Raw genomic sequence first — 25,176 nt, 5'->3', positions numbered from 1 at the left:
GTCGTCACGCCGCGAGGAACGACCAGCGCACCTGGCGCTCGGCATTGTCGACGTTGAGGTCCACCAGGCAGATGCTCTGCCAGGTGCCGAGGGCGAGCGTCCCCCCGAGCACCGGCACGGTGCAGTGGGGCGGGACGATCGCGGGCATGACGTGGGAGCGCCCGTGGCCGGCAGAGCCGTGGCGGTGCCGCCACCGGTCGTCGGCGGGGAGCAGGTCGCCGAGCGCGGCCAGCAGGTCGTCGTCGGAGCCGGCGCCGGTCTCGATGACCGCGATCCCCGCGGTCGCGTGCGGGACGAAGACCTGGAGGAGCCCGTCGCCGCGCCCCGACACGAAGTCGGCCGCGTCCCGGGTCAGGTCGAGCACGACCTCGTCGCCACCGGTGCGATAGCTGCGCACCTCACTGTCCATCGCGCAACGCCTCCTCGATCCGCTCGACCTTGGCCCTCAGCTGGCCGTCGTAGCCGGGGCGGATGTCGGCCTTCAGCACGAGCCCGACCCGCGGGGACACCTCGGCGACGACGTCGACGGCTCGCTTGACCACCGCCATCACCTCGTCCCACTCCCCCTCGATGTTGGTGAACATGGCGTTGGTCTCGTGCGGCAGGCCGGACTCGCGTACGACGCGCACTGCGGCGGCGACCGCGTCCGTGACCGAGCCGGTCGGGTCGCTGGTCATGGGTGACAGTGAGAAGGCGACGATCATGTCGCCCACGCTAGGCCACTCCCGGCCTCCCCCGGCCCGCTGACCACCGCATCGTGACATCGTGGCGGATCCGAGCCACCTGGTGACTCGGATCCGCCACGGTGTGCGGCCGGAGCCGCGGTCAGGCGTTGGTGCCGGCGCCCGGCAGCCCACCCTGCGGGTCGGGCGTGCCGCCGCGACAGCTCACCCCGAACTCCGGGGCGGTGTGCCCGTCGCCGTACTCCTCGAGGAACAGCCCCAGCCGGCGGTCGTCGGCGCCGTCCAGGTGCAGCTGGGCGCCCCAGACCGTCACCACGACGGGCGAGGGGAGGTCCTCGCGCGGCGACATGATCCCGTTGGCGGGCAGCTGCTCGGCGAGCAGCGCACGGTCGGAGTCGGACAGGTCCGGGTCGTGGGTGATCCACACGGTGCCGTGCTCGAGGTCGTGCACCGCGTTCTCCTCGCGCACCGGCTCGTCGTAGACGCCGCAGTCCAGCCAGATCGGCGCGTGTGGCCCGCCCGCGGGCGGGTCCTGCGGATAGTCGACGTCGCCCTCCGTGTGGGTCCCGTCGGTGATCTCCCACGTCTCGACCAGGGTGAGGTCGAGGGCGCGCTGCGCGCGCTCGTCGCCCCGGATCGCCCGATCGACGAGGGGTGCCACGAGCGCGGCGCCCAGCACCAGGGCCGACGCGACGCTCGCCAGCACGAGCGGCAGGTTGCGGTGCGGCTGCTGGGCGGCGGGCGGGTACGCCGCCGCAGGCGCGGGCCGTGCGTCCGGCGCGTCGGTCCCCTGGACGGACCCGGGCGCACCCGTGGGACCGGACAGGTGAGGGTCGTCCACGTCGTCGGGTCGGTCGGTCACGACAGTGCCGCGCGCACGGCCTCGGCGCGCTCGTCGTACTCGGCCTGCGGGATGTCGGGCAGCATGTCGGCCCAGACCGGCAGGTTGGAGCCGCGGAGCTCGAGGACGCCGAGGGGCCGGGCCATCACGTTGACCGAGAGGTGGCCGCTGCCGTTCTCCCACTTGGTGAGGTGCACGTTGCCGACGCCGTCGAGCGCGGACACCGCGGCGTAGGTGCGGCCGATGAGCCGGCCGAGCTCGGCGTGGCCGTCGTCGTCCAGGTCGTCGATGAGCACGTGCTGGCGCGCGACGATGTTGGCCACGAAGGGCAGGCTGGTGCCGCCCGGGCGGATCACGGCGAGCCGATCACCGGTGTGCAGGACCTGGGCGGGCACGGTGAGGGACCGGCAGGTGCGGCAGTCCGCGGCGTCGCGGGACCGATCGGGCTCGGGGACGACCCGCTCCCCCATCGCCTTCGGGGTCAGGCCGTCGCGCTCGAAGGGGAAGACCTCCCAGTCGGCCATGCCGCCGAGCGGCGGCCGGCCGGCCGCGTCCAGGTGGTCCTGGACGCGGCCGCGCCACACGTCTGCCGGGTCGGCAGCGCGGTCGTTCATCCGCGCAGCAGGTTGCGCAGGACGTACTGCATGATCCCGCCGTTGCGGTAGTAGTTGGCCTCGCCCGGGGTGTCGATGCGGACGACGGCCTCGAACTCGCTGGCCTCACCGTGCGCCTGGTCGGTGCCGGGGGCCGGCTCGACCTTGACGGTGACCGTCCTGGGCGTGGTGCCGTCGTTGAGCTCGGTGATGCCGGAGATCGAGATGATCTCGGCACCGGTGAGGCCGAGGTCGTCGGCGGTCTTGCCCTCGGGGAACTGCAGCGGGATGACGCCCATGCCGATGAGGTTGGAGCGGTGGATGCGCTCGTAGGACTCGGCGATGACGGCCTTCACCCCCAGCAGCGCAGTGCCCTTGGCGGCCCAGTCGCGCGAGGAGCCCGAGCCGTACTCCTTGCCGGCCAGGACGACCAGCGGGACGCCGGCCTCCTGGTAGCTCTGGCTGGCCTCGTAGACGCTGGTGACCTCGCCGTCCTTGGTGAAGTCCTTGGTGACGCCACCCTCGGTGCCGGGCGCGATCTGGTTGCGCAGCCGGATGTTGGCGAAGGTGCCGCGGATCATCACCTCGTGGTTGCCGCGCCGCGAGCCGTAGGAGTTGAAGTCGCGCTGCTCCACGCCGTGCTCGGCGAGGTAGGCGCCCGCCGGGCTGTCCTTCTTGATGGCGCCGGCCGGGCTGATGTGGTCGGTCGTGACCGAGTCGCCCAGCTTGAGCAGCACCCGCGCGCCGACGATGTCCTGCACCGGCTCGGGCTCCCGCGGCATGCCGTCGAAGTAGGGAGGACGGCGCACGTAGGTGGAGTCCTCGTCCCACTCGAAGGTGTTGCCCTCCGGGGTGGACAGCGACTGCCAGCGCTCGTCGCCCTTGAAGACGTCGGCGTAGGACGAGCCGAACATGTCGGAGGTGATCGCCTGGGCGATCGTCTCCTCGACCTCCTGCGGGCTCGGCCAGATGTCCTTGAGGAACACGTCGTTGCCGTCGGTGTCCTGGCCCAGCGGGTCGTCGAACAGGTCGACGTCCATCGAGCCGGCGAGGGCGTACGCCACCACGAGCGGCGGCGACGCGAGGTAGTTCATCTTCACGTCCGGGTTGATCCGGCCCTCGAAGTTGCGGTTGCCCGAGAGCACCGAGACGACCGCGAGGTCGGCCTCGTTGACCGCGGCGGAGACCTCGGGGATCAGCGGCCCGGAGTTGCCGATGCAGGTGGTGCAGCCGTAGCCGACGAGGTTGAACCCGAGCTTGTCGAGGTAGGGCGTGAGGCCGGCGCGCTCGTAGTAGTCGGAGACGACCTTGGAGCCCGGCGCGAGCGTGGTCTTGACCCACGGCTTGCGCGAGAGGCCCTTCTCGACGGCCTTCTTGGCGAGCAGCGCGGCGCCGATCATCACGCTCGGGTTGGAGGTGTTGGTGCACGAGGTGATCGCGGCGATCACGACGGCGCCGTGGTCGATCTCGAACTCCTGGCCGTCGAGCGAGACACGCGTCGGGCTGCTCGCGCGGCCCTCGGCCTTGCTGGGGTGGACGGGCGCGCCGTTGCCGCCGCTGTGGCTCGGGGCGTCGGAGGCCGGGAACGACTCCTCCACGGCCTCGTCGTAGCCGCTCGCCTCGGCCGCGTCGTCGGGGTCGTTGTCACCCTCGTCGACGTAGTCCTTCAGCGCGCCGCGGAACGACTCCTTGGCGGCGGTGACCTCGACGCGGTCCTGGGGACGCTTCGGACCGGCGAGCGAGGGCACCACGGTCGAGACGTCGAGCTCGAGGCGCTCGCTGAAGCGCGGCTCCGCGCTCGGGTCGTGCCACAGGCCCTGCTCCTTGGCGTACGCCTCGACGAGCGCGAGCTGCTCCTCGGAGCGGCCGGTCATCCGCAGGTAGTCGACGGTCTGGTCGTCGATCGGGAAGACGGCGATGGTCGAGCCGAACTCGGGGCTCATGTTGCCGATCGTGGCGCGGTTGGCCAGCGGCAGCGCGGAGACGCCCTCGCCGTAGAACTCGACGAACTTGCCGACGACGCCGTGCTCGCGCAGCATCTCGGTGATCGTCAGCACGAGGTCGGTGGCGGTCGAGCCCTCGGGGAGCTCGCCGGAGAGCTTGAAGCCCACGACGCGCGGGATCAGCATGGAGACCGGCTGGCCGAGCATCGCGGCCTCGGCCTCGATGCCGCCGACGCCCCAGCCCACCACGCCGATGCCGTTGACCATCGTGGTGTGCGAGTCGGTGCCGACGCAGGTGTCGGGGTAGGCCACGCCGTCGCGCACCATGACCACGCGGGCGAGGTGCTCGATGTTGACCTGGTGGACGATGCCGGTGCCGGGCGGGACGACCTTGAAGTCGTCGAAGGCCCCCTGGCCCCAGCGCAGGAACTGGTAGCGCTCGCGGTTGCGCTCGTACTCGATCTCGACGTTGCGCTGGAAGGCGTCGGCCGAGCCGAAGACGTCGGCGATCACCGAGTGGTCGATGACCATCTCGGCGGGGGCGAGCGGGTTGATCCTGGTGGCGTCGCCGCCGAGCTCGGCCATCGCCTCGCGCATCGTGGCGAGGTCGACGACGCAGGGCACGCCGGTGAAGTCCTGCATGATCACGCGAGCGGGCGTGAACTGGATCTCCTGGTCGGGCGCCGCGCTGGCGTCCCAGCCGGCGATCGCCTTGATGTGGTCGGCCGTGATGTCGGCGCCGTCCTCGGTGCGGAGCAGGTTCTCCAGCAGCACCTTGAGCGAGAAGGGCAGGCTCTCGACGTCGAGGCCCTCGCCCTTGACCGCATCGAGGCGGTAGATCTCGTAGGACTGTCCGTCCACGTCCAGGGTGCCCTTGGCACCGAAGCTGTCCTGACTGGCCATCAGCCGTCTCCTCGGGAGTTCGCGGGTTCGCGTCCATCTTGCCGTCGCACCCTGGGGCGCGGGAAGTCAGGCGACCCTTAGTACCGGTCAAACTATCTCGATATCAAGATACACGAGGTCGAGGAGAGTGCCAACCGGGTACGCCCGCGTGTCGCGGCGCTCGGGCTACAGTCCGCCGGTGCCCACCCTCGTCCACCTCAACGGCCCCTCCGGCGTCGGCAAGACGACCCTGGCGCACGACCTCGCCGCCGCGCGACCCGGCACCCTCGTGTGCGACATCGATGAGCTCCGGTCGTGGGTCTCGGGCTGGGGGGACGACTTCGTCGGCACCGGGGAGGCGGTGCGCTCCTCCGCGCTGGCGCTGCTGACGGCCTACCTGCGCACGGGCCGCGACGTCGTGCTCCCCCAGCTCATCGTCACCCCCGCCCAGGCCGAGCGCTTCGAGGCGGCCGCGGCCGCGGCGGGAGCGGCGTACGCCGGCGTGGTGTTGGACGTGGCACCGGACGTCCTGCTGGCGCGGCTCCGCGGGCGTCCGCGGACCGCGGTCAACGTGGTGGTCTCGCGGATCATCGAGGAGCGCGGCGGCGACGAGCTCGTGCTGGAGGGTCGGCGCCAGCTGCTCGACCTCGCCACTGAGCACGGGTGGGCGGTCGTGGACGCGACCGACCGGCAAGCCGCCCTGGCGGAGCTCACCTCGCTCCTCGGAGGTTGACCGCTCAGTCGATGCCGGCCATCTGGTCGAGGCGCTGGAGCAGGTCGTGGGCGGCGAGCTCGACCGCCTTGTGACGCCACTCCGCCGCGCGGTAGACGCAGGCGATCAGGCCCGAGCGGTGCACGCGCCGCAGGTCGCCGTAGACGAAGGCGTAGCGCGCCTTCGTCCCGTCGTTCGCACCATCCGTGAGGCCGAGGTGCCAGGCGCTGTAGTCGTCCCACGAGTGCCGCTCGAGGTAGGCGTTCTCCGCCTCCGCGTCGGGCTGCACCTGCCCCCAGTCGCTGTCGAGGACGTACTGCCGGCCGTCGATGAGGCGGCGCGCGTGGGTGACGGCGGCCGGGTTGACGTCGTAGCTGGCCATGCGACCAGCCTCGCGCCGCACCGCGGACGTGGCAAGCACGCTCAGCGGCGCCGCGGCTCCAGCAGTGCCACGCACTCGACGTGGTGCGTCATCGGGACCCGCTATCTGAGCAGGTGCTCGAAGGCTCGCTCGAGCACCTGCGTGTGGGCAAGGTCGCCGTGGTCGGGGCGGAGGAAGTAGCTGCCGATCAACAGCGAGTACGCCTGGAGGCAGCGGGCCTCTGCATCGAGTGGTTCGGGACAGAACTGAAGGAAGAGGGACCGCATGAAGTCCATCCGCCGGCCGTCAATGCGACGAAGCCTCTCAGCGACGGCGGGATCCCGCCGGGCCCAATCTCGAATCGCAGGCTCTGCGCGAAGCCCGCCGTCCACGTCGGCCAGGAGGACGGCCACTTCGAAGAGCCCCGACAGGCGCTCCCGCGCCGCACCGCCATGAGTCTCGATGTGGCTGATGACCTCCTCGACGACCGTGGTCTCCCACGCGTCCAGCAACTTGTCGAGGAAGTCGCGCCGGTCCGCGAAATGCCAGTAGAAGCCACCTTTGGTTACGCCCAGTTCGGCGGCGAGTCGTTCGACCCGGACCGCGTCGGGACCACCCGAAGCCAGGGCCCGGAGGCCCGCGGCGATCCACTCCACAGCAGGGGTCTTCGCAGTTGCCATGCCCGGAATATACGCCAGCGTATTGACGCCGGCGCCACCCACGTCCTACGTTCCATACGCCGGCGTACACATCGTGGATGGAGATCACATGCGGGTATCCAGAGCAGAGCACCTGAACCTGAACCGGGCTTGGCGCATCCACGAGCTACTGCCGGACTTCACGCTCGAGGACGTCTGGGCCCAGCCGGAGATCTCCGGACCTGCTGCAGACTTTGAGCGCGTGGTCCGCTTGGCGACTGCGAGCAATCCCGCCACGTCTCCGCACAGACCAACGCGATTCCTGTGGCAGGTTCGCGACCTTCTTGGGCGCTGGTTCGATCTGGGTGGGATCTCGGCACCGCACGAGCCTGCGGGGTTGGCGATCCCCGGGACCGCGGAGCGAACATTGGCCGGGCGCCTTCCCTCGGACCTCATTGGCACGGCCGACGGCGTGAGATTCGAGCACCTGCCCTTTGTGCCGCTGTACCTCACCGCGGACGAGTTCGCCGCCGAGATCTCCAACAAGACCGTCCATGGAGTGATGCACCTGGGTTGGGCGCCTCGGGCCGGCGGTTCCTTCCACGCGCAGATGGCCGTGTATGTGAAGCCGCGCGGGCTTCTCGGAGAGGCCTACCTGGCCTTCATCAGGCCGTTCCGCTACCTCGTCGTGTACCCAGCCCTCGAGCGCCAGTCGGCCAGGACGTGGCGCCGCGATCTGCTCGCTGAGGCCACCTCGATGAACGTATCCGATGACCGGGCTGAGTCGGATCTGGGCTGGCGGCCGGCTCACCGCACATACCGCGAGGGGTTTGCCGCCTGGGCCAACAAGAGCACGGCAGGACGAGTGAAATGAGCACCGCCCGTGCCTTGCCCCCCGGACAGAGACGCATCGAGGGATTTCCGCGCTTCGGAACTCATCTGCACCGTCCGCCGCCGCAGACCCCGCGCGACCATCACATCGAGATCAGGGGTGCCGGCATGGACGCCTTCGTTGTTCCACTGCCCACTTTCCGCGCCCTCCCGAGGGTCTCCCGGACTCGCGACTTCCACTGCGTCGGAGGCTGGACCGCGACGGACGTGCACTGGGAGGGCGTCACCTTCCCCACGCTCTACGAGCATCTCATCGCACCTCGGTTGGCCACTGGAACGGAGATCACCCACGTCACGTTCGGCGGACTCGATGGCTACCGCTCAGTCGTCTGCGCCGAGGACGTCATGGACGACGACGTGCTGGTGGTCGACGTCCTGGACGGAGAACCGCTCTCGCCGGACCACGGCGCGCCGCTGCGCCTGGTCAGCCCGAAGCAGTACGGCTTCATCAGCACGAAGCATCTGTCCCTCATCGAGTTGCACACCGTCGAACCCGACTTCGACTTCGGCGCCGCCTCGAGCCTCGCGAGACTCGGCCTACGGCTCATCGTGTTCCGTCGCCACCCGCGCTCCAGGGTGTGGCTCGAGGAACGCCACGGATACCTCCCAGGCCCCGTCGTCCGGCGCTTCTACCGCCCCCTGATCCCACTGATCCGCCGGGTGTCAGCAACTCGAAGCCTGTCCCGTCCGGGGTCTGACCGGGGGCTCTCATTCCGCGGAGGGATGAGAGTTCAGGGCAGCACCGAGGATGTACCCGGATGAGCGTCGGGAGCGGGTGATCCGGATGGCGAGGCGCAGCGGATCGCTGAGCTCGAACGTGAGGTCAAGGAGCTGCGTCGGGCGAATCGAGGACCCGAATCGCATCACCGCAGGTCAGAGCCGGTTCTCTCCAGCAGCGCCACGCACTCGACGTGGTGCGTCATCGGGAAGAGGTCGAAGGCCCGGATCGCGGTGAGCTCGTAGTCGTGCTCGGCGAAGATGGCGACGTCGCGGCCGAGCGCGGCCGGGTCGCAGGCGACGTACGCCACCGCACGGGGGTGCCGGTCGACGACCTGCTCGACGACCGCCCGCTTGGCACCCTCGCGGGGCGGGTCGAGCACGACGAGGTCGAACGGCTCGTCGAGCCCGTCGCGCAGCACGCGGTCGGTCGGGCCGCACTCGACGGCGGCAGCAGTGAGGGCCGACAGGTTGGCCTTGGCGTGGCGGCAGGCGGTGCGGTCGGCCTCCACGGCCACCACGCGGGCGCCGGTGGCCTCGCCGACGAACCGGGCGAACAGCCCGACCCCGGCGTAGAGGTCGAGCGCGCGCTCCCCCGGCGCCGGCTGCAGCAGGTCGAGCACCGTCTCGACCAGGACGCCGGGGGCCGCGGGGTGGACCTGCCAGAAGCCGTCGGCGGCGACGGAGAACGGGTGGGTGGCGCTCCCCACGGTCACGTCGTGCGACGCCACGTCGGCCTCGGGCTCGCCCGGCGACCATTCGCCGTGCGGCCCCGGCTCGGCGCCGGGACGCGGACGCGCGTCCTCGGCAGCGATCAGGCAGTCGTCGACGGCGACCAGGCGGTGCGAGCGGTGTGCGCGCATCGCCGGGCGGCCGTCCGGGAGCACGGCGTAGCGCTGCCGGGTGCGCCAGCGCAGCCCGTCGTCGGCGCGACCGGGCACGGGGACCGCCTCGACGGTCAGCCCGCCGACCAGCTCGGAGTCGGGGTCGAGCCGGCCGAGCCGTACGAGCTGCTCGCGGACGACGGCGGCCTTGAGGTCACGCTGGGCCGGCAGCGCGACGTGCTGGAAGTCGCAGCCGCCGCAGAGGCCCGGCCCGGCGTAGGGGCACGGCGGCTCGACACGGTCCGGGGACGGCTGGTCGACGCGCACCGCGTCGCCGCGCCAGAAGCGGTCGCCGTCGGTGCCCTCGGTGATCTCGACGAGCACCCGCTCGCCGGGAAGCGCGTGGCGTACGAACACCACCCGCGACTCGGGCTCGGGGAGGCGGGCGACGCAGTGGCCGCCGTGGGCGACCGGCCCGACCTCGACCTCGAAGCGCTCCCCCACCCGCGAGCGGCCCCGGGCGCGGCGGGGGCGGTTGGTGCGGCTCACGACTCGTCCTCCTGCCGACCGGGATCGCGCCGGCCCACGCGGCCCCGGCGCAGGTCACCGGCGTGCACGCGTACCTCGTCGCGGCGCCGCTCCTCGGCCACCTGCGACGAGCGCAGCTGGTAGGGCACGGAGATGACCATGACGCCCGGCGTGAACAGCAGGCGGCCCTTGAGCCGCAGCGCGGTCTGGTTGTGGAGCAGCTGCTCCCACCAGCGGCCGACGACGTACTCGGGGATGTAGACCGCGACCACGCCGCGCGGGCTCGCCCGGCGGATCTCCTGGGTGTACTCCACGATCGGGCGCACGACCTCGCGGTAGGGCGAGTACAGCACCTTGAGCGGGATGTCGAGGTTGCGGTCGTCCCACTCCTCCAGCAGCTTGCTGGTGGCGCGGGGGTCGACGCCGACGTAGATCGCCTCGAGGACGTTGGGCCGGGTGGCGCGCGCGAAGGCGAGGGCCCGCAGCGTCGGCTTGTGCAGCTTGGACGCGAGCACGATGGCGTGGACCCGGGTCGGCATCACCTTGTCCTGCTCGTCGGCCGCCAGCTCCAGCTCCACCCGTGCGTAGTGGCGCCCGATCGCCTTCATGAGCAGGAAGAAGAAGCCCATCGCGAGGATCGTGATCCACGCGCCTGCCAGGAACTTGGTCACCAGCACGATCACCAGGACCACCGCGGTCATGCCGAGCCCGAACGTGTTGATCGCGCGCGAGCGGATCATCCGGCGCCGCTCGGCCGGGTCGCGCTCGGTGCGCAGGTGCCGCGACCAGTGCCGGATCATCCCGAGCTGGCTGAGGTTGAAGGAGACGAACACCCCGACGATGTAGAGCTGGATGAGCTTGGTGGTCTCGGCGTCGAAGATCCAGATCAGCAGGATCGACATCGCCGCGAGGAACACGATGCCGTTGCTGTAGGCGAGTCGGTCACCGCGCGAGCCCAGCGAGCGCGGCGCGAGTCCGTCCTGGGCGAGGATCGAGCCGAGCACGGGGAAGCCGTTGAAGGCGGTGTTGGCGGCCAGCACCAGGATGATGCCGGTGACCGTGAGCACGAAGTAGAAGCCCGGCGAGAAGTGGTCGAAGACGCCCGCGGCGATCTGGGCGATCACGGGGTGCTGGTCGTAGCCTGCGGGCAGGGCGTCGCCCGACGCCGTACGCAGCCGGTCGAGCTCGTGCGGGTCGACGTAGCGGATCGCCATCTGCTTGGCGAGCACGATGACGCTCATCATCATCGTGATCGCGATCAGCGCGAGCAGCAGCAGCGTGGTGGCCGCGTTGCTGCTCTTGGGCTTGCGGAACGCCGGCACACCGTTGCTGATCGCCTCGACCCCCGTCAGGGCCGCACAGCCCGACGAGAACGCCCGGGCCAGCAGGAACATCAGCCCGATCTGGGTCAACGGCTCCTCCCAGCCCGGCTGGGGCTGGATGACGAGGTCGGCGCTCTCCGCCTGCGGCAGGTCGCCGGCCACCAGGCGGAGCAGCCCGTAGGCGCACATGCCCAGGATCGCGACCATGAACAGGTAGGTGGGCACGGCGAAGAACGCGCCGGACTCGCGCACGCCACGCAGGTTCATCGCCGTCAGCAGCACGACGGCCACCACACCCACGGTCGCCTCGTGTCCGATGAAGACCGGGATCGCGCCGGCGGCGTACTGCGAGGCCGACGAGATCGACACCGCGACGGTGAGCACGTAGTCCACCAGCAGCGCGCTCGCCACGGTGACGCCGGCGTTGCGGCCGAGGTTGACGGTGGCGACCTCGTAGTCGCCGCCGCCGGACGGGTAGGCGTGCACCGTCTGCCGGTAGCTCGCCACCACCGTGAGCATCACCAGCGCGACGGCGAGGCCGATCTTCCACGACCAGACGTACGTCGACGCGCCGGCCACGGCCAGCATGATGAACACCTCGTCGGGCGCGTAGGCGACCGAGGACAGGGCGTCGCTGGCGAACACCGGCAACGCGATCCGCTTGGGGAGCAGGGTCTCGCCCAGCTGGCTGCTGCGCAGCTTGCGGCCCAGCAGGATCCGCTTGGACACATCCCCGACACTCACGGCGGCAGCCTAGACCCGCAGCGGACCGGGCCCCGGCTGGGATACGGTTCCGGCGTGCACGTCGTGATCATGGGTTGTGGCCGCGTCGGGTCGACGCTCGCCCGCAGCCTCGAGGACCGCAACCACACCGTGTCCATCATCGACAGCGAGCCCGACGCGTTCCGGCGACTCGGCCCCGAGTTCAACGGCGACAAGATCACCGGCTACGGCTTCGACCAGCAGGTGCTGGAGAAGGCGGGCATCCGCCGCGCCGACGCGTTCGCAGCGGTCTCCAGCGGCGACAACTCCAACATCATCGCCGCGCGGGTCGCCCGCGAGACGTTCGGCCTGCAGCAGGTCGTCGCCCGCATCTACGACCCGGGTCGCGCCGAGGTCTACCAGCGCCTCGGCATCACGACGGTGGCCACGGTGAAGTGGACGGCCGACCAGGTCCTGCGGCGCATCCTGCCCGCCGGTGCCGAGCCAGACTTCCGCGACCCGTCCGGCACGATCCGCGTCGACCACGTGCCGGTCCCCGACCCCTGGGTCGGCAACCGGACCGTCGAGTTCCAGATGCAGTCGCTCAGCCGGATCGCCTGGATCGACCGCCTCGGCGAGGGCATGCTGCCGACGCGCGAGACGGTGCTGCAGGAGGGCGACATGCTCCACCTGGTCATCCGCGAGGAGAACGCCGCCCACGCCTACGCCGTGCTCGAGTCCGGCCCCGAAGACGACTGACCCACCCCACGACACCCCGAGCCAGGAGCACTGCACATGCGCGTCGCCATCGCCGGAGCCGGAGCCGTGGGGCGATCGATCGCCCGGGAGCTGATCGAGAACGGCCACCAGATCCTCCTCATCGACAAGAGCCCGTCAGCGATCCGGCCCGAGCGCGTGCCGGACGCCGAGTGGCTGCTCGCCGACTCGTGCGAGCTGTCCTCGCTGACCGAGGCCCAGCTCGGCAAGTGCGACGTGGTCATCGCGGCCACCGGCGACGACAAGGCCAACCTGGTCACCTCGCTCCTGGCCAAGACCGAGTTCGGGGTGCCCCGCACGGTGGGTCGGGTCAACCACCCCAACAACGAGTGGCTCTTCACCGAGGCGTGGGGTGTCGACGTCAACGTCTCGACGCCGCGCATCATGTCCGCGCTGGTCGAGGAGGCCGTCTCCATCGGCGACCTGGTGCGGCTCTTCACCTTCCGCCAGGGCAACGCCAACCTCGTCGAGCTCACCCTGTCGGCCGACTCACCCTACGTCGGCACGCCTGCCGGCCTGGTGCCGTTCCCCGACAACTGCGCGCTCGTCACGATCCTGCGCGACGGCCAGGTCTACCCGCCCGACGCCGAGCAGCCGCTGGAGTCCGGCGACGAGCTCCTCTTCGTGGTGCCGGCCGAGGTCGAGGCCGAGCTCGAGCAGCTGCTCTCCCCCAGCCACCACCGCTGATCCGAGCTCGGTCCGCCGAGCTCGTGCGTCGGCTCGGTTCGGCTCAGGTGGGCTCAGGTGGGCTCAGGTGGGCGAGGCCTCCGGCGCGACGGGCGTGCGGTTGCGCGAGAGCAGCCAGATCATCGACCCGAGCGCGGCGAGCTGCAGCGGCCAGCCGAGCGCGATCTTGAGCACGCCGAGGGCCGCCACGGCGGCGTCGGCGTCGATCGAGCCGGAGCTGCCGGCGAGCCAGATGGGGGCCTGGATCGCGACCCGGAGGATGCACGGCGCGACCAGCAGCCACGTCAAGCGGCTGCACAGCTTCACGATCTGCTTGTCGGAGTGCCAGGCCGTCGGGTCGCCGGTGATGCTGCCCACCATGAAGCCGACCAGCGGCCAGCCGATCAGGCACGTGAAGGCGAGCACCACGGCGTACCCGCCGTTGTAGAGCAGGCCCGGCAGGAAGTAGGCGAGCGCCTGCTCCTGCTCCGAGCCTCCCGACTGCGCGGCGCGGTGGACGAAGAACCACCCGATGCCGATGCCGACGAGCGCGTTGACGACGAACTGCACCGTCGAGCGCTGCACCAGCCGCACGACCAGCAGCACGAGAGCCGCCCCGACGCTGACCGACAGCGCGAGCCGCAGGTCCTTCATGGTGAGCCAGGTGACGGTGAACAGGATCGTCGGCAGCGCGGCCTCGACCATCCCGCGCCGGCCGCCGAGCGCCTTGGCGAGCTGGCTGCGGACCACCGCCTCGACCGTGTCGGTGGCGACGGTGCTGCCGGTGCTCCCGGTGCTCCCCGTGCTCGCGGGGTGGCTGGGCTCGGTCACGGGCGCAGCTCGTAGCGCGGGTTGAACATGATCGGTACGCCGCCCTGCCGGCCGATGCAGCCGGCGACGCTCAGCGAGCGTCCCGGGTCGACGCCGGTGATGCGGCGACGGCCGAGCCACACGACGGTGATCACGCCGGAGCCGTCGTCGAGCTCGGCCTCGAGGGCCGGGACGCCGCCTCGCGGGCGCAGGGTCACGGTGCGGAGCACGCCGTTGACCACGACGGGCTCACGCTCGGGCGCGTCCGCGATGGCCAGCGCCTCGTCGTTGGTGTGCGACTCCCGCAGCTCGCGCTGGCGGGCCTCCGAGCTGTCGGCCCACCGTGACAGCGCGTGGCGCAGCCGGCCCTTCTCGCCCACCGCTCACCTGACCCGGCGGGCGTCGTCGGGCAGCTTCACGGGCAGCGGCTCACCCACGGGCATCGCCTGCTCCCCTCGGCGTACGACGACCTGCGCGAGGGCGTCCTCCCACTCGGGCGCCGCGTCGGGGTCGACGGCCGGTCGGCCGAGGAACGAGGCGCGCAGCATCCAGCGGTCGCCGTTGATCCCGACGATGCGCGACGGCTGGGTCGCGGTCGTCCCGTCGGGGCGCTTGACGGGCATCTGGCACACCAGCTCGGTGCCCCAGCGGCCCTCACGCTCGGTGGCCTGGCCGCCTCGGCGGACCATGTCCGCGGCGATCTGCGGGCGCACCTCCGACCACAGGTCGCCGTTGCGGGGGGCGGCGAACGGCTGGAACTCGCACGCGCCGTCCGAGCCGGCGAGCATCACCGCACGCACCTGGCCGCTCTTCTCGTCGACCTGCAGCCGCAGCTCGCGCTCGGCGATGGCCGGCACGAGCACGGAGCCGAGGTCGGCGCGCTCGATGCCGTCGCCCTCGACCTGCGAGGCGTCGAAGGGGCCTCCGGTCGGCGCCTCCCGGGCACCGGTGGCAGCGGTGTCGTCGGTCGCGTCTGCGGTCTCCGAGGACGGGTCGGCCTTACGGCGGAACTTCACGTCAGCACTCCTTCGATCAGCGCTCCTTCGAACGGGCCTCGGCTCATCGACGTGAACCGGTACCTGTAGAACCGTAGCCCCCGGCGCCCCGGACCGACTCCGGCAGCACCCCCACCTCGACGAACCGCGCCCGCTCGAAGCGCTGGATGACGAGCTGGGCGATCCGGTCGCCGCGGGCCAGGCTCACCGGCTCACCGGGGTCGTGGTTGACGAGGAGCACCTTGATCTCGCCGCGGTATCCGGCGTCGATCGTGCCGGGCGTGTTGACGATGGACAGTCCGTGCCGGTGCGCCAGGCCCGAGCGGGGGTGCACCAGGGCGACGAAGCCGTCCGGCAGCGCGATCGAGATCCCGGTCGGCACGAGTGCCCGCTCGCCGGGCGCGAGGGTGAGGTCGACGGTCGTGTGCAGGTCGGCCCCGGCGTCCCCCGGGTGGGCGTACGACGGCAGCGGGAGGTCGGGGTCGAGGCGGACGACCGCGACGTCCAGGTCGGGCTCCAGGTCGGGCGCGGGACGAGGGGTCGGGTCGTGGTCGGGCACGAGAAGTGAATCTATAGGCTCTGCGCCGTGGACTACGCCGAACGCCTCACCGTTCCGCTGCGCTGGTGGGTGCAGGGCACGATGCTCGTGGCCTCGCTGTGGCTGGCCGTCCTCGCCGCCACCCCCGAGGCCATCGCCTGGACGATCACGGCCGTCGCGATGCTGCTGCTGGTCGCCCTGCTGGGGGCCTACGGCCGGCCCCGGGTCTCGGTCGACAGCACGACCTTCCGGGCGGGCCGGGCACACATCCCGCTCGAGCTCATCGGCGACGTCACGCCGCTCGACGCCGAGGGCGTACGCCGTCAGGCGGGCGTCGACGCGGACGCGCGGGCCTACCTGTTGCTGCGTCCCTACATCAAGCGCGGCGTGCGCGTGGACATCGCGGATCCCTCCGACCCGAGCCCCTACTGGCTGGTCAGCACTCGTCGTCCCGAAGAGCTCGTCTCAGCCCTCGAGGCGGGGCGGGTGCGCCGATCTGCTGGGTAGGGTGACCACATGGCCTCCTCTTCCTCCTCGGACAACAGCAAGCTCTACTCCGCGTTCTCCCTCGTCGCCGCCATCGCCGCCGCGGCGGTGGCCAAGAAGGCCCTCAACACCTCGTGGCGCGCGGCCACCGGCAAGAACCCGCCCGCCAACCCCGCCGACCCCGACGTCAGCGTCGGCGAGGCCGTCCTGTGGGCGGCCGTCAGCGGCACGCTGATCGGCGTCGCGCGCATGTTCGCAGCCCGCCGCACCGCGCAGTACTACGCCAAGTCGACCGGCCACCTCCCCCCGCAGCTCAAGAAGGACGGCCAGGACGCCGACAGGGCCCCCGTCCCCGAGTCCTGAGCCACCACCGGGCCGCCCCGCGCCCGTAGGCATCCCGAGGTCGTCGCGCCCCGCCCGCCCGCAGGGCACCCCACGCCCGCCCTGGGCCGACCGGGCCCTCTCCGCCCGGGCACACCCGCGGTCGACGCGTGCTGCACCCACCGTCGCCACTGGCCAGTGAGTCGCTCAGCGACTCAACGTCGCCGCCCCGCCCCCCGACCCCGGCCTTTGGCCAGTGAGTCTCCCAGCGACTCACTGGCCAGTGGCCAGCACCGAGGGCGGGGGTCGGCCGGCAGCGCGCCCGGCTGGCCGCTGGGCGTCCACAGAGCGGCCTCGGACGGTGTGAGGGGCTCGCTTGTGGACGGATGGCGCCGGGTGTCGGCGGTGCGCGGTTCGCTCCTCGTACGACGACACGCGATCGCAGAGGAGGACGGCGGATGGGCCACACCGCGACGGCACCCGGGCCACCCGGGGCCCCGATCGAGCTGACTGAGGACGGGCAGGACTGGCTGCTGCTGATGGGGCCGGTCGAGGGGGACGTGCCGGGGCTGGTGCGACGCATCAGGCGGATCCTCGACGTGTCCCAGCGCGGGCTGGCCGAGGTGCTGGGGGTGTCCCAGTCGATGGTCGCCCGCTGGGAGACCGCGCGTACGAGCCCGCGCGCGAACGTCCTGCAGCAGCTGCTGCGGCTCGCCGGCATCGGGGTCGCGCTCCGCGACGAGTGGACCGGCGAACCCGTGGAGCCGATGCGCGAGGACGGCGCGCGCACCCGCGGTGGGAGCCGCTATCCCGCACACGTGGACCTCCGGGTCACCGGGTGGTGGGTGCCACGCGCGCTGAGGACGATGACGAGCGTCGAGTACGCCCGGAGCCGCGACCTGTCGCGCCGGTTCGGCGTGCCCTCGGTCCGCTACCGCGTCGCTCGGTGGATGAGGGCGATCGAGCGCAGGCACCACGGGACGCCCGCGGACCATCCGTCCTTCCGGCAGCTCGTGGCCGAGGCCGAGCACCTCGAGGAGGAGCGTCAGGCGCGCCGCGAGCGCGCCCTGCGAGCCCGGCGCCTCGCAGCCTGAGCAGCCGTCGGGCCGCCGTACGTGCCGCCGGACCGCCGTCACCCGCCGCGCACGACACAGCGCCCGGCCCCCTCGCGAGGACCAGGCGCTGTCGAGTCAGGTGGTGCCGGTCAGATGCAGTCGCGGCAGATGAGCTTCTTCTCATCAGCGAGCTGGGACCGGTGGTGCACCAGGAAGCAGCTCATGCACGTGAACTCGTCGTCCTGTCGAGGCATGACCTCGACCGCGAGCTCCTCGTGCGAGAGATCGGCTCCCGGCAGCTCGAAGGACTCGGCCGCCTCGGTCTCGTCCTCATCGACCTTGCCCGAGTTCTTGTCGTGGCGTCGGGCCTTGAGCTCCTCGATGCTCTCCTCGCTCTGGTCCTCCTCGGACTTGCGCGGTGCGTCGTAGTCGGTGGCCATCGAAATCTCTCCCCAATGCTGTGGACTCGTACCCGACCGGATTGCGGCGGGTCGTCCGAAGGTTTTGTGCGCGTCGTCGGCGCCAGATTGTGCACCATGGACAGGCCCCGTGGTGAGCCGGTCCGGAACGTGTCGCCTGAACAGTGGGCAAGGTCTGGGTATTCCCGCGCTCGCCCCACCTCGTCAGGTGTACCTCGGACCCCCTCAGGGTCCCCGTGGACGGGCCAGGAAGCGGCTCGCGGACGGGCCTGGACGCGCCTGGACGCCCGTCCCGCGCCGCCGTCAGGCGAGGAAGCCGGCCTCGGTGATCGCCGACACGAAGTCGTCCCACCCGTCGGCGGGCGCGCCCACGACGACGCGGCGCGCGGCGTGCTCCTCGACGTCGAAGGTCCCTTCGAGGAGCGCGAAGCGACCGCCCGCCTCACGCAGCACGAGCCCGCCGGCCGACCAGTCCCACGGCTGGGGCCCCGCCTCGACGTACCCGTCGCCGCTGCCGTCCGCCACGTGGCACAGGTCGAGCGCGCACGAGCCCATCCGGCGGATGTCGCGCACCTCCGGCAGCAGCGCGGCGACACAGCGGGCCTGGTGCTCGCGCACCCGGCGCTCGTAGCCGAAGCCGGTCAGCACCAGCCGCTCGGCCAGCGGCGGCGAGGGGCGTACGCCGATGGGGCGGCCGTCGCGCGTGGCGCCCTGGCCGACGGCGGCGGCGTACTCGACGTCGGTCGGGATGGTCACCACGGCTCCGGCGACGACCTCGCCGTCGACCTCCGCGGCCACCGAGACGGCGCAGTCGGGCAGGCCGTAGAGGTAGTTGACGGTGCCGTCGATCGGGTCGAGGACCCACCGCACGCCGGAGGAGCCGGACCGGTCGTCCCCCTCCTCGCCCAGGACGGCGTCGTCGGGCCGCTGGGCGGCGAGGCGCGAGCGCAGCAGCGTCTCGACCGCACGGTCGGCCTCGGTGACCACGTCGACGGCGCTGGTCTTGGTGTCGGCGACGTCGATCCCGCCCAGCCGCATCTCACGGGCCAGGGCGGCCCCCTCGTGGGCGAGCGTGCGGGCCAGGTCGCGCAGCTCCACGGGCGTGACGGTCACGAGTCGGCACCGCAGAGGGCCGGGCGGGGTCCGCGCGCGTTGGGGCAGCAGCCCGCCCCGCAGATGTCGGGACCGGCGGGCATCGAGCCGATGGCGGGTCGCTCGGGACGCTCCCCGCGCTCGGTCGCCGCCCGCTCCAGCAGGAGGTCGCGGACCATCGCCACGAACCGCGGGTCGGTGCCGGCCGTCGCGGCGCGGACCGCCCGCATGCCCAGGCGCTCGGCCGTCGCCATCGCCTCGGTGTCGAGGTCGTAGATGACCTCCATGTGGTCGGACACGAAGCCGATCGGCACCATCACGACCTGGCTCACGCCGTCGCTGGCCAGCCCCTCGAGGTGGTCGTTGACGTCCGGCTCGAGCCACGGCGTCGCAGGCGACCCCGAGCGCGAGCAGTAGACGAGGTCGTGGCGGTGGGAGCGGCCCGTGGCCGCCTTCACCCGGTCGGCCACCTCGTCGACGACGCTGCGGTGCTGCTTGACGTAGGCGCCGCGCGGCTGGGCGTGGGCCTCCGGCGGGGCTCCGCTCGTCTCGGCCATCTCCGTGGGGATGGAGTGGGTGACGAAGACCAGGTGTGCCGCCTCGCCGTTGGTGGGCAGGTCGGCCAGGGCCGCCAGGCACGCGTCGACGACCGGCTCCACGAAGCCGGGGTGGTTGTAGTACTGCCGCAGCTTGTCGAGCCGGGGCGCGCCCTCGGTCTGCTCGACCGCGTCCCACAGGTTCTCGCGGTACTGCCGGCACGACGACCACGACGAGTACGCCGAGGTGGCGAAGACCGCGGCGCGCTGCACGCCGTCGGCGGCCATCCGGGCGAGGGTGTCGGCCAGGTAGGGCTCCCAGTTGCGGTTGCCGAAGTAGACCGGCAGGTCGATCCCCTGGTCGGCGAAGTCCTTCTCCAGCGCCGCGATGAGCGCGCGATTCTGGTCGTTGATGGGGCTCTTGCCGCCGAACAGGAAGTAGTGCTCCCCCACCTGCTCGAGACGCTCGCGGGGGATGCCCCGGCCACGGGTGACGTTCTCCAGGAACGGCACCACGTCCTCCGGCCTCTCCGGGCCCCCGAAGGAGAGGACCAGCAGGGCGTCGTACGGCTTCACGTCGGGGCGACCCGCAGGATTCATGGTGCCAGCGTAGAGCGGCCTACCATGCGCGTGATGCTCGACTCCTACGGCCGGGTGCTGGCGCGCCCGGGTGCGCTGGCGTTCAGCAGCGCCGCCCTCGTCGCCCGGCTGCCGATCGCCATGGTCGGACTGGGCATCGTGCTCCTCGTCGAGCAGCGCACCGGCTCCTACGGCCTGGCCGGCACGGTGTCGGCCGTGTTCGTGCTCGCCGAGGCGGCGTTCGCGGTGCTGCACGGCCGGTGGGTCGACCACTACGGCCAGTCCCGCGTGCTGCCGCTGGCCATCTCGGTGTTCGCCGCCGGACTCGCCCTGATGATGCTCGCGGTCGAGCAGGACTGGCCCCGGATCTGGACCTACGTCTTCGCCGCAGTCGCCGGGGCCGCGCTCCCCCAGGTCGGCGCGAGCGTGCGCACGCGCTGGTCGCACCTGCTCGACGACCCCCGCGAGAAGCAGACCGCCTTCGCCCTCGAGGCGGTGCTCGACGAGGTGGTCTTCGTCGTGGGCCCCGTGCTGGTCACCCTGCTCGCCACGAGCTGGCACCCGGTCGCCGGACTCACCGCGGCGATCGTCAGCGGGCTCGTCGGCACGTACGCCTTCGCGGCCCAGCGACGCACCGAGCCGCCCCCCGGCCGCACGACGCCGACAGAGGTCCGGGCGCCGATGCCGTGGCGCCTGGTGCTGCCGCTCGCGCTCGTCTGCCTGACGCTCGGCGCGCTGTTCGGGGCCGCCGAGGTCACCACCGTCGCCTTCGCCGAGGAGCACGGCAAGCGCTGGGTGGCCGGCTGGCTCCTGGCGGTGTGGTCCCTCGGCAGCCTGGTCGCCGGGCTGGTGACCGGCGCGGTCGCCTGGCGCAGCGGTCCCGAGGTGCGGTTGCGCTGGGGCTCGGCCGCCATGGCCCTGGCGATGGCACCGCTGATGTTCGTCGACTCGATCCCGCTCATGGCGGTCGTGCTGCTCGTCGGAGGGCTGGCGATCGCCCCGACCATGATCAGCGCGATGACGATGGTCGAGCAGGGCGTCCCGTCCGGACGTCTCACCGAGGGGATGGCGATCCTGCACACCGGGATCGTCGCGGGGGTGGCCCCGGGCGCGAGCATCGCCGGGTTCGTCGTGGACCACAGCGGCGCCTCGGCGGCGTACGCCGTCGCCCTGGCCGGCGGCCTGCTGGGGGCGCTCGCGGCGCAGACCGCACGTGGCGGACGCCAGGCGGACCGGGCCCCTAGTCTGCGGGCATGAGCCCCGCCCTGCACGGCCACCTCTGGCGCAACTGGTCCGGTCTCGAGGAGGCGGTCCCCCGCCACGTCGAGACGCCGCGCTCGGTCGACGACGTGGTCGACGTCGTGTGCCGTGCCCGCGAGGCCGGGACGACGGTCAAGATGACCGGCACCGGGCACAGCTTCACCGCGATCGCCGCCCCGGAGCACACCCTGCTGCGACCGGACGGGCTCCGTGGGATCGTCACGGTCGACCGCCAGGCGATGACGGTCACCGCCCTGGCGGGCACGCCGCTGAAGGACCTCAACCTCGCACTCGAGCGCCTCGGGCTGTCCCTGCACAACATGGGGGACATCGCCGAGCAGACGCTCGCCGGCGCCACCTCGACCGGCACGCACGGCACGGGCGGCACCGCTGCCGGGCTGGCTGCCCAGGTCGCCGGCCTGGAGCTCGTCACCGGCACCGGCGAGGTGGTCCGCGCCACCGCCACCGAGAACGCCGACGTGCTCGACCTGGCCCGGGTCGGCCTCGGCGCGCTCGGCATCCTCACCACCCTGACCTTCCACGTCGAGCCGCTCTTCGTCGTGGAGGCCCACGAGCAGCCGATGGACTGGGACGGGGCGCTGTCGTCGTACGACGAGATGGTGGCCGCCGCGCACCACGTCGACATGTACTGGTTCCCCCACACCGACCGGATGCTGGTCAAGCAGAACGTGCGCACCGATCTCGACCCCGGCGAGCAGCAGCCGCCGTCCGCGCTCGCCGCGTGGTGGGAGGACGAGCTCGTCTCCAACACGGCGTTCGGCGCGTTGTGCCGGGTGGGCTCGCGGGCCCCGGCCGTGGTCCCCCGGATCAACCGCTTCGCCGGCCGCGCCCTGTCCGAGCGCCGCTACACCGACGTCGCCCACCGCGTCTTCGTGAGCCCGCGACGGGTGCGCTTCCGGGAGATGGAGTACGCCGTGCCGCGCGAGGTCGGGCTCGACGTGCTGCGCGAGTGCCGGCGGATCGTCGAGGCGAGCGACTGGCGGATCGCCTTCCCCGTCGAGGTCCGGACGGCGCCCGCCGACGACGTCGCGCTGTCGACCGCGCACGGTCGCGACACCCTCTACCTCGCCTTCCACGTGCCGGCCGACACCGACCACACGGCCTACTTCGGCGGGCTCGAGCCGGTGCTGCGCGAGGCCGGCGGGCGGCCGCACTGGGGCAAGGTGCACACCCGCACCGCCGCCGACCTGGCGCCGGCCTACGACCGGTTCGACGACTTCCTGGCGCTGCGCGACCGGCTCGACCCCGACCGGGTCTTCGCCAACGCCCACCTGCGCCGGGTGCTCGGCGACTGACCCGGCGACTGACCCGCGGGACGGGTCACACGCTGGCGGGTCCCTTCGGCAGCGGCGCCTGCCAGCCCCGCACGAGGGCGAGCAGCCGCCAGACCAGGCACGTGGCGAACCCCGCGGCCGCCACCACCAGCAGGGGCAGGTCGGTGCGGTCGAGCAGGACCGCCACGACCGCCCCGGCGAGGGCCGGGGTGGCGTAGAGGACGCCCTCGAAGATGACCGGGACGGTGCCCGCGAGGACGTCGCGGATCATCCCGCCGCCGATGCCGGTCACCATGCCCATCAGCGCGGCGGCGACCGGGTCGAGCCCGTAGTCGACCGCCTTGAGCGCGCCGGTGACGCAGAACATCGACAGGCCGACGGCGTCGAAGACCGTGACCACCCGCTCGAGCCGCCCCACCGTGGGGTGGAACGTGAAGGTGAGGAACCCCGCGACGACCGGGACGACCAGGTAGCGCCAGTCGGCCAGCGCTGCCGGCGGGGTGTCCCCGATCATCACGTCGCGGATGATGCCCCCGCCCAGCCCGGTGACCCCGCCCAGGACGAGCGCCGCGAACAGGTCGAGGTTGCGGCGCACGGCGACCAGCGCGCCCGCGACGGCGAAGAAGAAGATCCCGATGAGGTCGAGCGCGACGATCGTCGTCGCGAAGTCCGTAACGGGCACCACTCCAGCCTAGGGCGCGCCGCGGAGGTGCCCGCTCCGGCGCGCTGCGCTGGCGTAGGCTCGAGCGCACGGATGCCACCCGCACCCGCGACCATCCCCCGACCACCAGCCAGGCAGGAGCCCGCCGTCGATGGCCAAGCTGACGTTCACCGGACGCAGCAGGGACGGCAAGCGCCTGCTGCTGGTGGACGAGTCGGGCCAGGAGCACACCCTGGCGATCGACGCCCGGCTCCGCCGCGCGCTCGCCGGCGCCCACGACAGCAACGGCCAGTTGGAGATCCCGATGGAATCAAGCCTCCGTCCACGCGACATCCAGACGCGCATCCGAGCCGGTGAGTCACCGGAGGCGGTCGCCCACGCGGCGGGCACCTCGGTGGAGAAGATCATGCCGTTCGCCGCGCCGGTGATGGCCGAGCGCGCCCACGTCGCCGAGCGCGCCCAGCTCGCGTCCGTACGCCGCCGCGCCAGCGAGTCGGGTGCCCGGACGCTGGGCGAGGCGGTGAGCGCGCACCTGCGCTCGCACAACGTCGACCCGGCCACCATCGAGTGGGACGCCTGGCGCCGCGAGGACGGCCGGTGGACCCTCACGGCCCTCTACGAGGTGGCCGGCCGCGTCGGCACCGCCACCTTCTCCCACGACCCGCGCGGCAGCTTCGTCACCATCGACGACGACGACGCCCGCTGGCTCGTCGGCGACGCCGCCCCCGCCGCCACCAGCTCGCCGGCCGCCGACGACCTCACCGCCGCGCGCCAGCGTCGCCTCAGCGCGGTGGACGGCGACGTGCCCCTGGGCGACGACGCGATCGAGATGGTCACCGGCGAGGAGGCCTCCCCCGAGGAGACCACCATGGAGCTCGCCGACCCCGGCCTGGGCACCGACCGGCCCGTCACGGCCCACCGCGACGAGCACGAGACCCCGAGCGGTGGCGCCGCTCGCACGCCGGACGCGACCGAGCAGCAGTCCGACCGGCAAGACCCGCAGTCCGACCCGCAGTCCGACCCGCAGTCGGACGTGGCCACGGGCGAGCCCCGGTCCAAGCCGACCCGCAAGCGCGGTCGGGCGTCGGTGCCGAGCTGGGACGAGATCATGTTCGGCGGCGGCAAGGGCGACTGAGGGTCGCGCCCGGTCCACGCGCCGGTCAGCGACCGTCAGCCGGTCGCGACGGGCCGGTCGGGGTCGGTGATCCAGCCGCTCCAGCTCCCCGGGTAGAGCGCCGCGCGGATGCCCACCAGTTCCATCGCGAGCAGGTCGTGCGCCGCGGTGACGCCGGAGCCGCAGTAGGCCGCGACGGACGCGGCCGTGTCGGCGCCGACACGGGCGTACGCCTCGCGCAGCAGCGGCGGTGGCAGGAACCGGCCGCGGTCGTCGAGGTTGGCGGTGGTCGGCACGTTGACGGCGCCGGGGATGTGACCGGCGACGGGGTCGACGGGCTCGGTGTCGCCGCGGAAGCGCTCCGGCGCCCGCGCGTCGACGAGCACCTCGACGTCGAGCACCTGATCAGGCCCCACGACGGGCGTCTGTGGCACCGCCGCGACCGTGAAGTCGCCCGGCGCGACGTCCACCGGCCCCGTCTCGGCGGGATGGCCGTCCTCGAGCCAGGCGGTCCACCCGCCGTCGAGCACCCGCACGTCGCGGTGCCCGTGGTGGCGCAGCAGCCACCACGCCCGCGCGGCCGCCCGCCCCTGCCAGTCGTCGTACACGACGACCGGGCGGTCCCCGCGCACGCCCGCGCGCCGCATGGCCGCCTCGAACCGTGCCGGGTCGGGCAGCGGGTGGCGGCCCCCGGCGCCCGGCGGATCGGCGAGGTCGACGTCGAGGTCGACGTAGACCGCTCCCGGGACGTGCCCGGCCTCGTGCAGTCCGCGTCCCGGTGGCCCGCCCTGGAGGTAGCGCACGTCGAGGACGGTGACCTGCTCGGGGTCGGAGGCGCGCTCGGCGGCGAGCTCGTCAGGGCTGACCAGCGGCCCGCGGGAGAAGTCGTCCATGCGCGGCACGGTAGCCGCCCTTACGGGTCGGCACTGTGACAG

The 25,176-nt window shown here is 72.4% G+C and carries 29 protein-coding genes; 11 read left to right on the top strand and 18 right to left on the bottom strand.

All coding sequences use genetic code 11. The features are described 5' to 3' along the window. Nucleotides 1–4 precede the first annotated feature (4 nt). From JX575_RS09020 to JX575_RS09000, 5 genes are all read right to left on the bottom strand, one after another. Nucleotides 5–409 carry a YjbQ family protein gene (locus JX575_RS09020; protein WP_186342090.1) on the bottom strand — a complete coding sequence of 135 codons (405 nt, stop codon included), beginning with the start codon at nucleotides 407–409 and terminating at the stop codon, nucleotides 5–7. Beyond that, nucleotides 399–704, bottom strand: coding sequence for an MTH1187 family thiamine-binding protein (locus JX575_RS09015; protein WP_186342089.1), 306 nt, complete (start codon nucleotides 702–704; stop codon nucleotides 399–401). Before JX575_RS09015 ends, JX575_RS09020 begins: the two co-directional genes overlap by 11 nt. A gap of 121 nt (nucleotides 705–825) precedes the next feature. Then, the gene (locus JX575_RS09010) at nucleotides 826–1,545 is read right to left on the bottom strand and encodes a DUF3105 domain-containing protein (protein ID WP_186342088.1); all 720 of its coding nucleotides are present in this window, start codon (nucleotides 1,543–1,545) and stop codon (nucleotides 826–828) included. After that, a complete protein-coding gene (locus JX575_RS09005) occupies nucleotides 1,542–2,138 on the bottom strand; it encodes a hypothetical protein (RefSeq protein WP_186342087.1) in 597 nt (198 codons plus the stop codon). Before JX575_RS09005 ends, JX575_RS09010 begins: the two co-directional genes overlap by 4 nt. Further along, nucleotides 2,135–4,963, bottom strand: a complete 2,829-nt coding sequence (locus tag JX575_RS09000; protein ID WP_186342086.1) for an aconitate hydratase — start codon at nucleotides 4,961–4,963, stop codon at nucleotides 2,135–2,137. Before JX575_RS09000 ends, JX575_RS09005 begins: the two co-directional genes overlap by 4 nt. A 178-nt stretch (nucleotides 4,964–5,141) precedes the next feature. On the opposite strand from JX575_RS09000, the gene JX575_RS08995 reads away from it, so the two are divergent. After that, on the top strand, nucleotides 5,142–5,675 hold the full coding sequence (locus JX575_RS08995; RefSeq protein ID WP_186342085.1) for an AAA family ATPase: 534 nt from the start codon (nucleotides 5,142–5,144) through the stop codon (nucleotides 5,673–5,675). A gap of 4 nt (nucleotides 5,676–5,679) precedes the next feature. Here the strand turns inward: JX575_RS08995 and JX575_RS08990 are convergent, their stop codons facing one another. Both JX575_RS08990 and JX575_RS08985 read right to left on the bottom strand, forming a co-directional pair. After that, nucleotides 5,680–6,036 (bottom strand): hypothetical protein, encoded by a 357-nt coding sequence (locus JX575_RS08990; RefSeq protein WP_186342084.1) that lies wholly within the window; start codon nucleotides 6,034–6,036, stop codon nucleotides 5,680–5,682. Between the two features lie 101 nt (nucleotides 6,037–6,137). Then, nucleotides 6,138–6,695 carry a TetR/AcrR family transcriptional regulator gene (locus JX575_RS08985; protein WP_186342083.1) on the bottom strand — a complete coding sequence of 186 codons (558 nt, stop codon included), beginning with the start codon at nucleotides 6,693–6,695 and terminating at the stop codon, nucleotides 6,138–6,140. Between the two features lie 88 nt (nucleotides 6,696–6,783). Between JX575_RS08985 and JX575_RS08980 the strand changes: the two genes are divergently transcribed. Next, complete coding sequence (locus JX575_RS08980; RefSeq protein WP_186342082.1) at nucleotides 6,784–7,527, top strand: DUF2867 domain-containing protein; 744 nt, start codon at nucleotides 6,784–6,786, stop codon at nucleotides 7,525–7,527. After that, nucleotides 7,524–8,306 carry a molybdopterin-dependent oxidoreductase gene (locus JX575_RS08975; RefSeq protein ID WP_186342081.1) on the top strand — a complete coding sequence of 261 codons (783 nt, stop codon included), beginning with the start codon at nucleotides 7,524–7,526 and terminating at the stop codon, nucleotides 8,304–8,306. Before JX575_RS08980 ends, JX575_RS08975 begins: the two co-directional genes overlap by 4 nt. A 101-nt stretch (nucleotides 8,307–8,407) precedes the next feature. Here JX575_RS08975 and JX575_RS08970 read toward each other — a convergent pair whose 3' ends face one another. Continuing rightward, complete coding sequence (locus tag JX575_RS08970) at nucleotides 8,408–9,634, bottom strand: TRAM domain-containing protein (protein ID WP_186342080.1); 1,227 nt, start codon at nucleotides 9,632–9,634, stop codon at nucleotides 8,408–8,410. Beyond that, nucleotides 9,631–11,679 (bottom strand): APC family permease, encoded by a 2,049-nt coding sequence (locus tag JX575_RS08965; RefSeq protein ID WP_186342079.1) that lies wholly within the window; start codon nucleotides 11,677–11,679, stop codon nucleotides 9,631–9,633. The genes JX575_RS08970 and JX575_RS08965 overlap by 4 nt, the downstream gene beginning before the upstream one ends. A 54-nt stretch (nucleotides 11,680–11,733) precedes the next feature. Here JX575_RS08965 and JX575_RS08960 point away from each other — a divergent pair, with 54 nt between their 5' ends. Next, a complete protein-coding gene (locus JX575_RS08960; protein ID WP_186342078.1) occupies nucleotides 11,734–12,396 on the top strand; it encodes a TrkA family potassium uptake protein in 663 nt (220 codons plus the stop codon). A gap of 36 nt (nucleotides 12,397–12,432) precedes the next feature. Continuing rightward, nucleotides 12,433–13,101 (top strand): TrkA family potassium uptake protein, encoded by a 669-nt coding sequence (locus JX575_RS08955; RefSeq protein WP_186342077.1) that lies wholly within the window; start codon nucleotides 12,433–12,435, stop codon nucleotides 13,099–13,101. Nucleotides 13,102–13,164: 63 nt separating this feature from the next. On the opposite strand, the gene JX575_RS08950 is transcribed toward JX575_RS08955, so the two are convergent. The 4 genes from JX575_RS08950 to dut are packed head-to-tail and all read right to left on the bottom strand — an operon-like array spanning nucleotide 13,165 to nucleotide 15,405. Then, entirely contained in the window at nucleotides 13,165–13,911 is a 747-nt protein-coding gene (locus JX575_RS08950) for a DUF3159 domain-containing protein (protein ID WP_241005400.1), read from the bottom strand. Beyond that, complete coding sequence (locus JX575_RS08945) at nucleotides 13,908–14,270, bottom strand: OB-fold nucleic acid binding domain-containing protein (RefSeq protein WP_186342076.1); 363 nt, start codon at nucleotides 14,268–14,270, stop codon at nucleotides 13,908–13,910. The genes JX575_RS08950 and JX575_RS08945 overlap by 4 nt, the downstream gene beginning before the upstream one ends. A gap of 3 nt (nucleotides 14,271–14,273) precedes the next feature. Further along, entirely contained in the window at nucleotides 14,274–14,906 is a 633-nt protein-coding gene (locus JX575_RS08940) for a DUF3710 domain-containing protein (RefSeq protein ID WP_186342075.1), read from the bottom strand. Nucleotides 14,907–14,949: 43 nt separating this feature from the next. Continuing rightward, on the bottom strand, nucleotides 14,950–15,405 hold the full coding sequence (gene dut, locus JX575_RS08935) for a dUTP diphosphatase (protein WP_186342317.1): 456 nt from the start codon (nucleotides 15,403–15,405) through the stop codon (nucleotides 14,950–14,952). Between the two features lie 66 nt (nucleotides 15,406–15,471). Between dut and JX575_RS08930 the strand changes: the two genes are divergently transcribed. From JX575_RS08930 to JX575_RS08920, 3 genes are all read left to right on the top strand, one after another. Continuing rightward, nucleotides 15,472–15,930, top strand: a complete 459-nt coding sequence (locus JX575_RS08930; protein WP_186342074.1) for a DUF3093 domain-containing protein — start codon at nucleotides 15,472–15,474, stop codon at nucleotides 15,928–15,930. Nucleotides 15,931–15,939: 9 nt separating this feature from the next. After that, complete coding sequence (locus JX575_RS08925) at nucleotides 15,940–16,272, top strand: DUF4235 domain-containing protein (protein ID WP_186342073.1); 333 nt, start codon at nucleotides 15,940–15,942, stop codon at nucleotides 16,270–16,272. 416 nt (nucleotides 16,273–16,688) lie between these two features. Then, nucleotides 16,689–17,324: a helix-turn-helix transcriptional regulator gene (locus JX575_RS08920; protein WP_186342072.1), complete on the top strand. Its 636-nt coding sequence runs from the start codon at nucleotides 16,689–16,691 to the stop codon at nucleotides 17,322–17,324. A 110-nt stretch (nucleotides 17,325–17,434) separates the two neighbouring features. Here the strand turns inward: JX575_RS08920 and JX575_RS08915 are convergent, their stop codons facing one another. The 3 genes from JX575_RS08915 to JX575_RS08905 form a co-directional block, all read right to left on the bottom strand. Continuing rightward, complete coding sequence (locus tag JX575_RS08915; protein WP_056600397.1) at nucleotides 17,435–17,725, bottom strand: DUF4193 domain-containing protein; 291 nt, start codon at nucleotides 17,723–17,725, stop codon at nucleotides 17,435–17,437. A gap of 282 nt (nucleotides 17,726–18,007) precedes the next feature. Then, nucleotides 18,008–18,817, bottom strand: coding sequence for an inositol monophosphatase (locus JX575_RS08910; protein WP_241005399.1), 810 nt, complete (start codon nucleotides 18,815–18,817; stop codon nucleotides 18,008–18,010). After that, nucleotides 18,814–19,932, bottom strand: coding sequence for a ferrochelatase (locus tag JX575_RS08905; protein ID WP_186342071.1), 1,119 nt, complete (start codon nucleotides 19,930–19,932; stop codon nucleotides 18,814–18,816). Before JX575_RS08905 ends, JX575_RS08910 begins: the two co-directional genes overlap by 4 nt. 33 nt (nucleotides 19,933–19,965) lie before the next feature. Here JX575_RS08905 and JX575_RS08900 point away from each other — a divergent pair, with 33 nt between their 5' ends. Together JX575_RS08900 and JX575_RS08895 are read left to right on the top strand one after the other, a co-directional pair. Beyond that, a complete protein-coding gene (locus JX575_RS08900) occupies nucleotides 19,966–21,168 on the top strand; it encodes an MFS transporter (protein WP_186342070.1) in 1,203 nt (400 codons plus the stop codon). Further along, nucleotides 21,165–22,487, top strand: coding sequence for a D-arabinono-1,4-lactone oxidase (locus JX575_RS08895; RefSeq protein WP_186342069.1), 1,323 nt, complete (start codon nucleotides 21,165–21,167; stop codon nucleotides 22,485–22,487). The genes JX575_RS08900 and JX575_RS08895 overlap by 4 nt, the downstream gene beginning before the upstream one ends. A gap of 25 nt (nucleotides 22,488–22,512) precedes the next feature. Here JX575_RS08895 and JX575_RS08890 read toward each other — a convergent pair whose 3' ends face one another. After that, nucleotides 22,513–23,148 carry a trimeric intracellular cation channel family protein gene (locus JX575_RS08890; protein WP_186342068.1) on the bottom strand — a complete coding sequence of 212 codons (636 nt, stop codon included), beginning with the start codon at nucleotides 23,146–23,148 and terminating at the stop codon, nucleotides 22,513–22,515. 130 nt (nucleotides 23,149–23,278) lie between these two features. Here JX575_RS08890 and sepH point away from each other — a divergent pair, with 130 nt between their 5' ends. Beyond that, entirely contained in the window at nucleotides 23,279–24,262 is a 984-nt protein-coding gene (gene sepH / locus JX575_RS08885) for a septation protein SepH (RefSeq protein ID WP_186342067.1), read from the top strand. Between the two features lie 35 nt (nucleotides 24,263–24,297). On the opposite strand, the gene JX575_RS08880 is transcribed toward sepH, so the two are convergent. Beyond that, complete coding sequence (locus JX575_RS08880) at nucleotides 24,298–25,134, bottom strand: sulfurtransferase (RefSeq protein ID WP_186342066.1); 837 nt, start codon at nucleotides 25,132–25,134, stop codon at nucleotides 24,298–24,300. Between the last annotated feature and the right edge of the window lie 42 nt (nucleotides 25,135–25,176).

The sequence above is a fragment of the Nocardioides sp. zg-1228 genome (assembly GCF_017086465.1).
Taxonomy (GTDB): domain Bacteria; phylum Actinomycetota; class Actinomycetes; order Propionibacteriales; family Nocardioidaceae; genus Nocardioides.
This window is presented reverse-complemented; position numbering and strand designations above follow the sequence as displayed.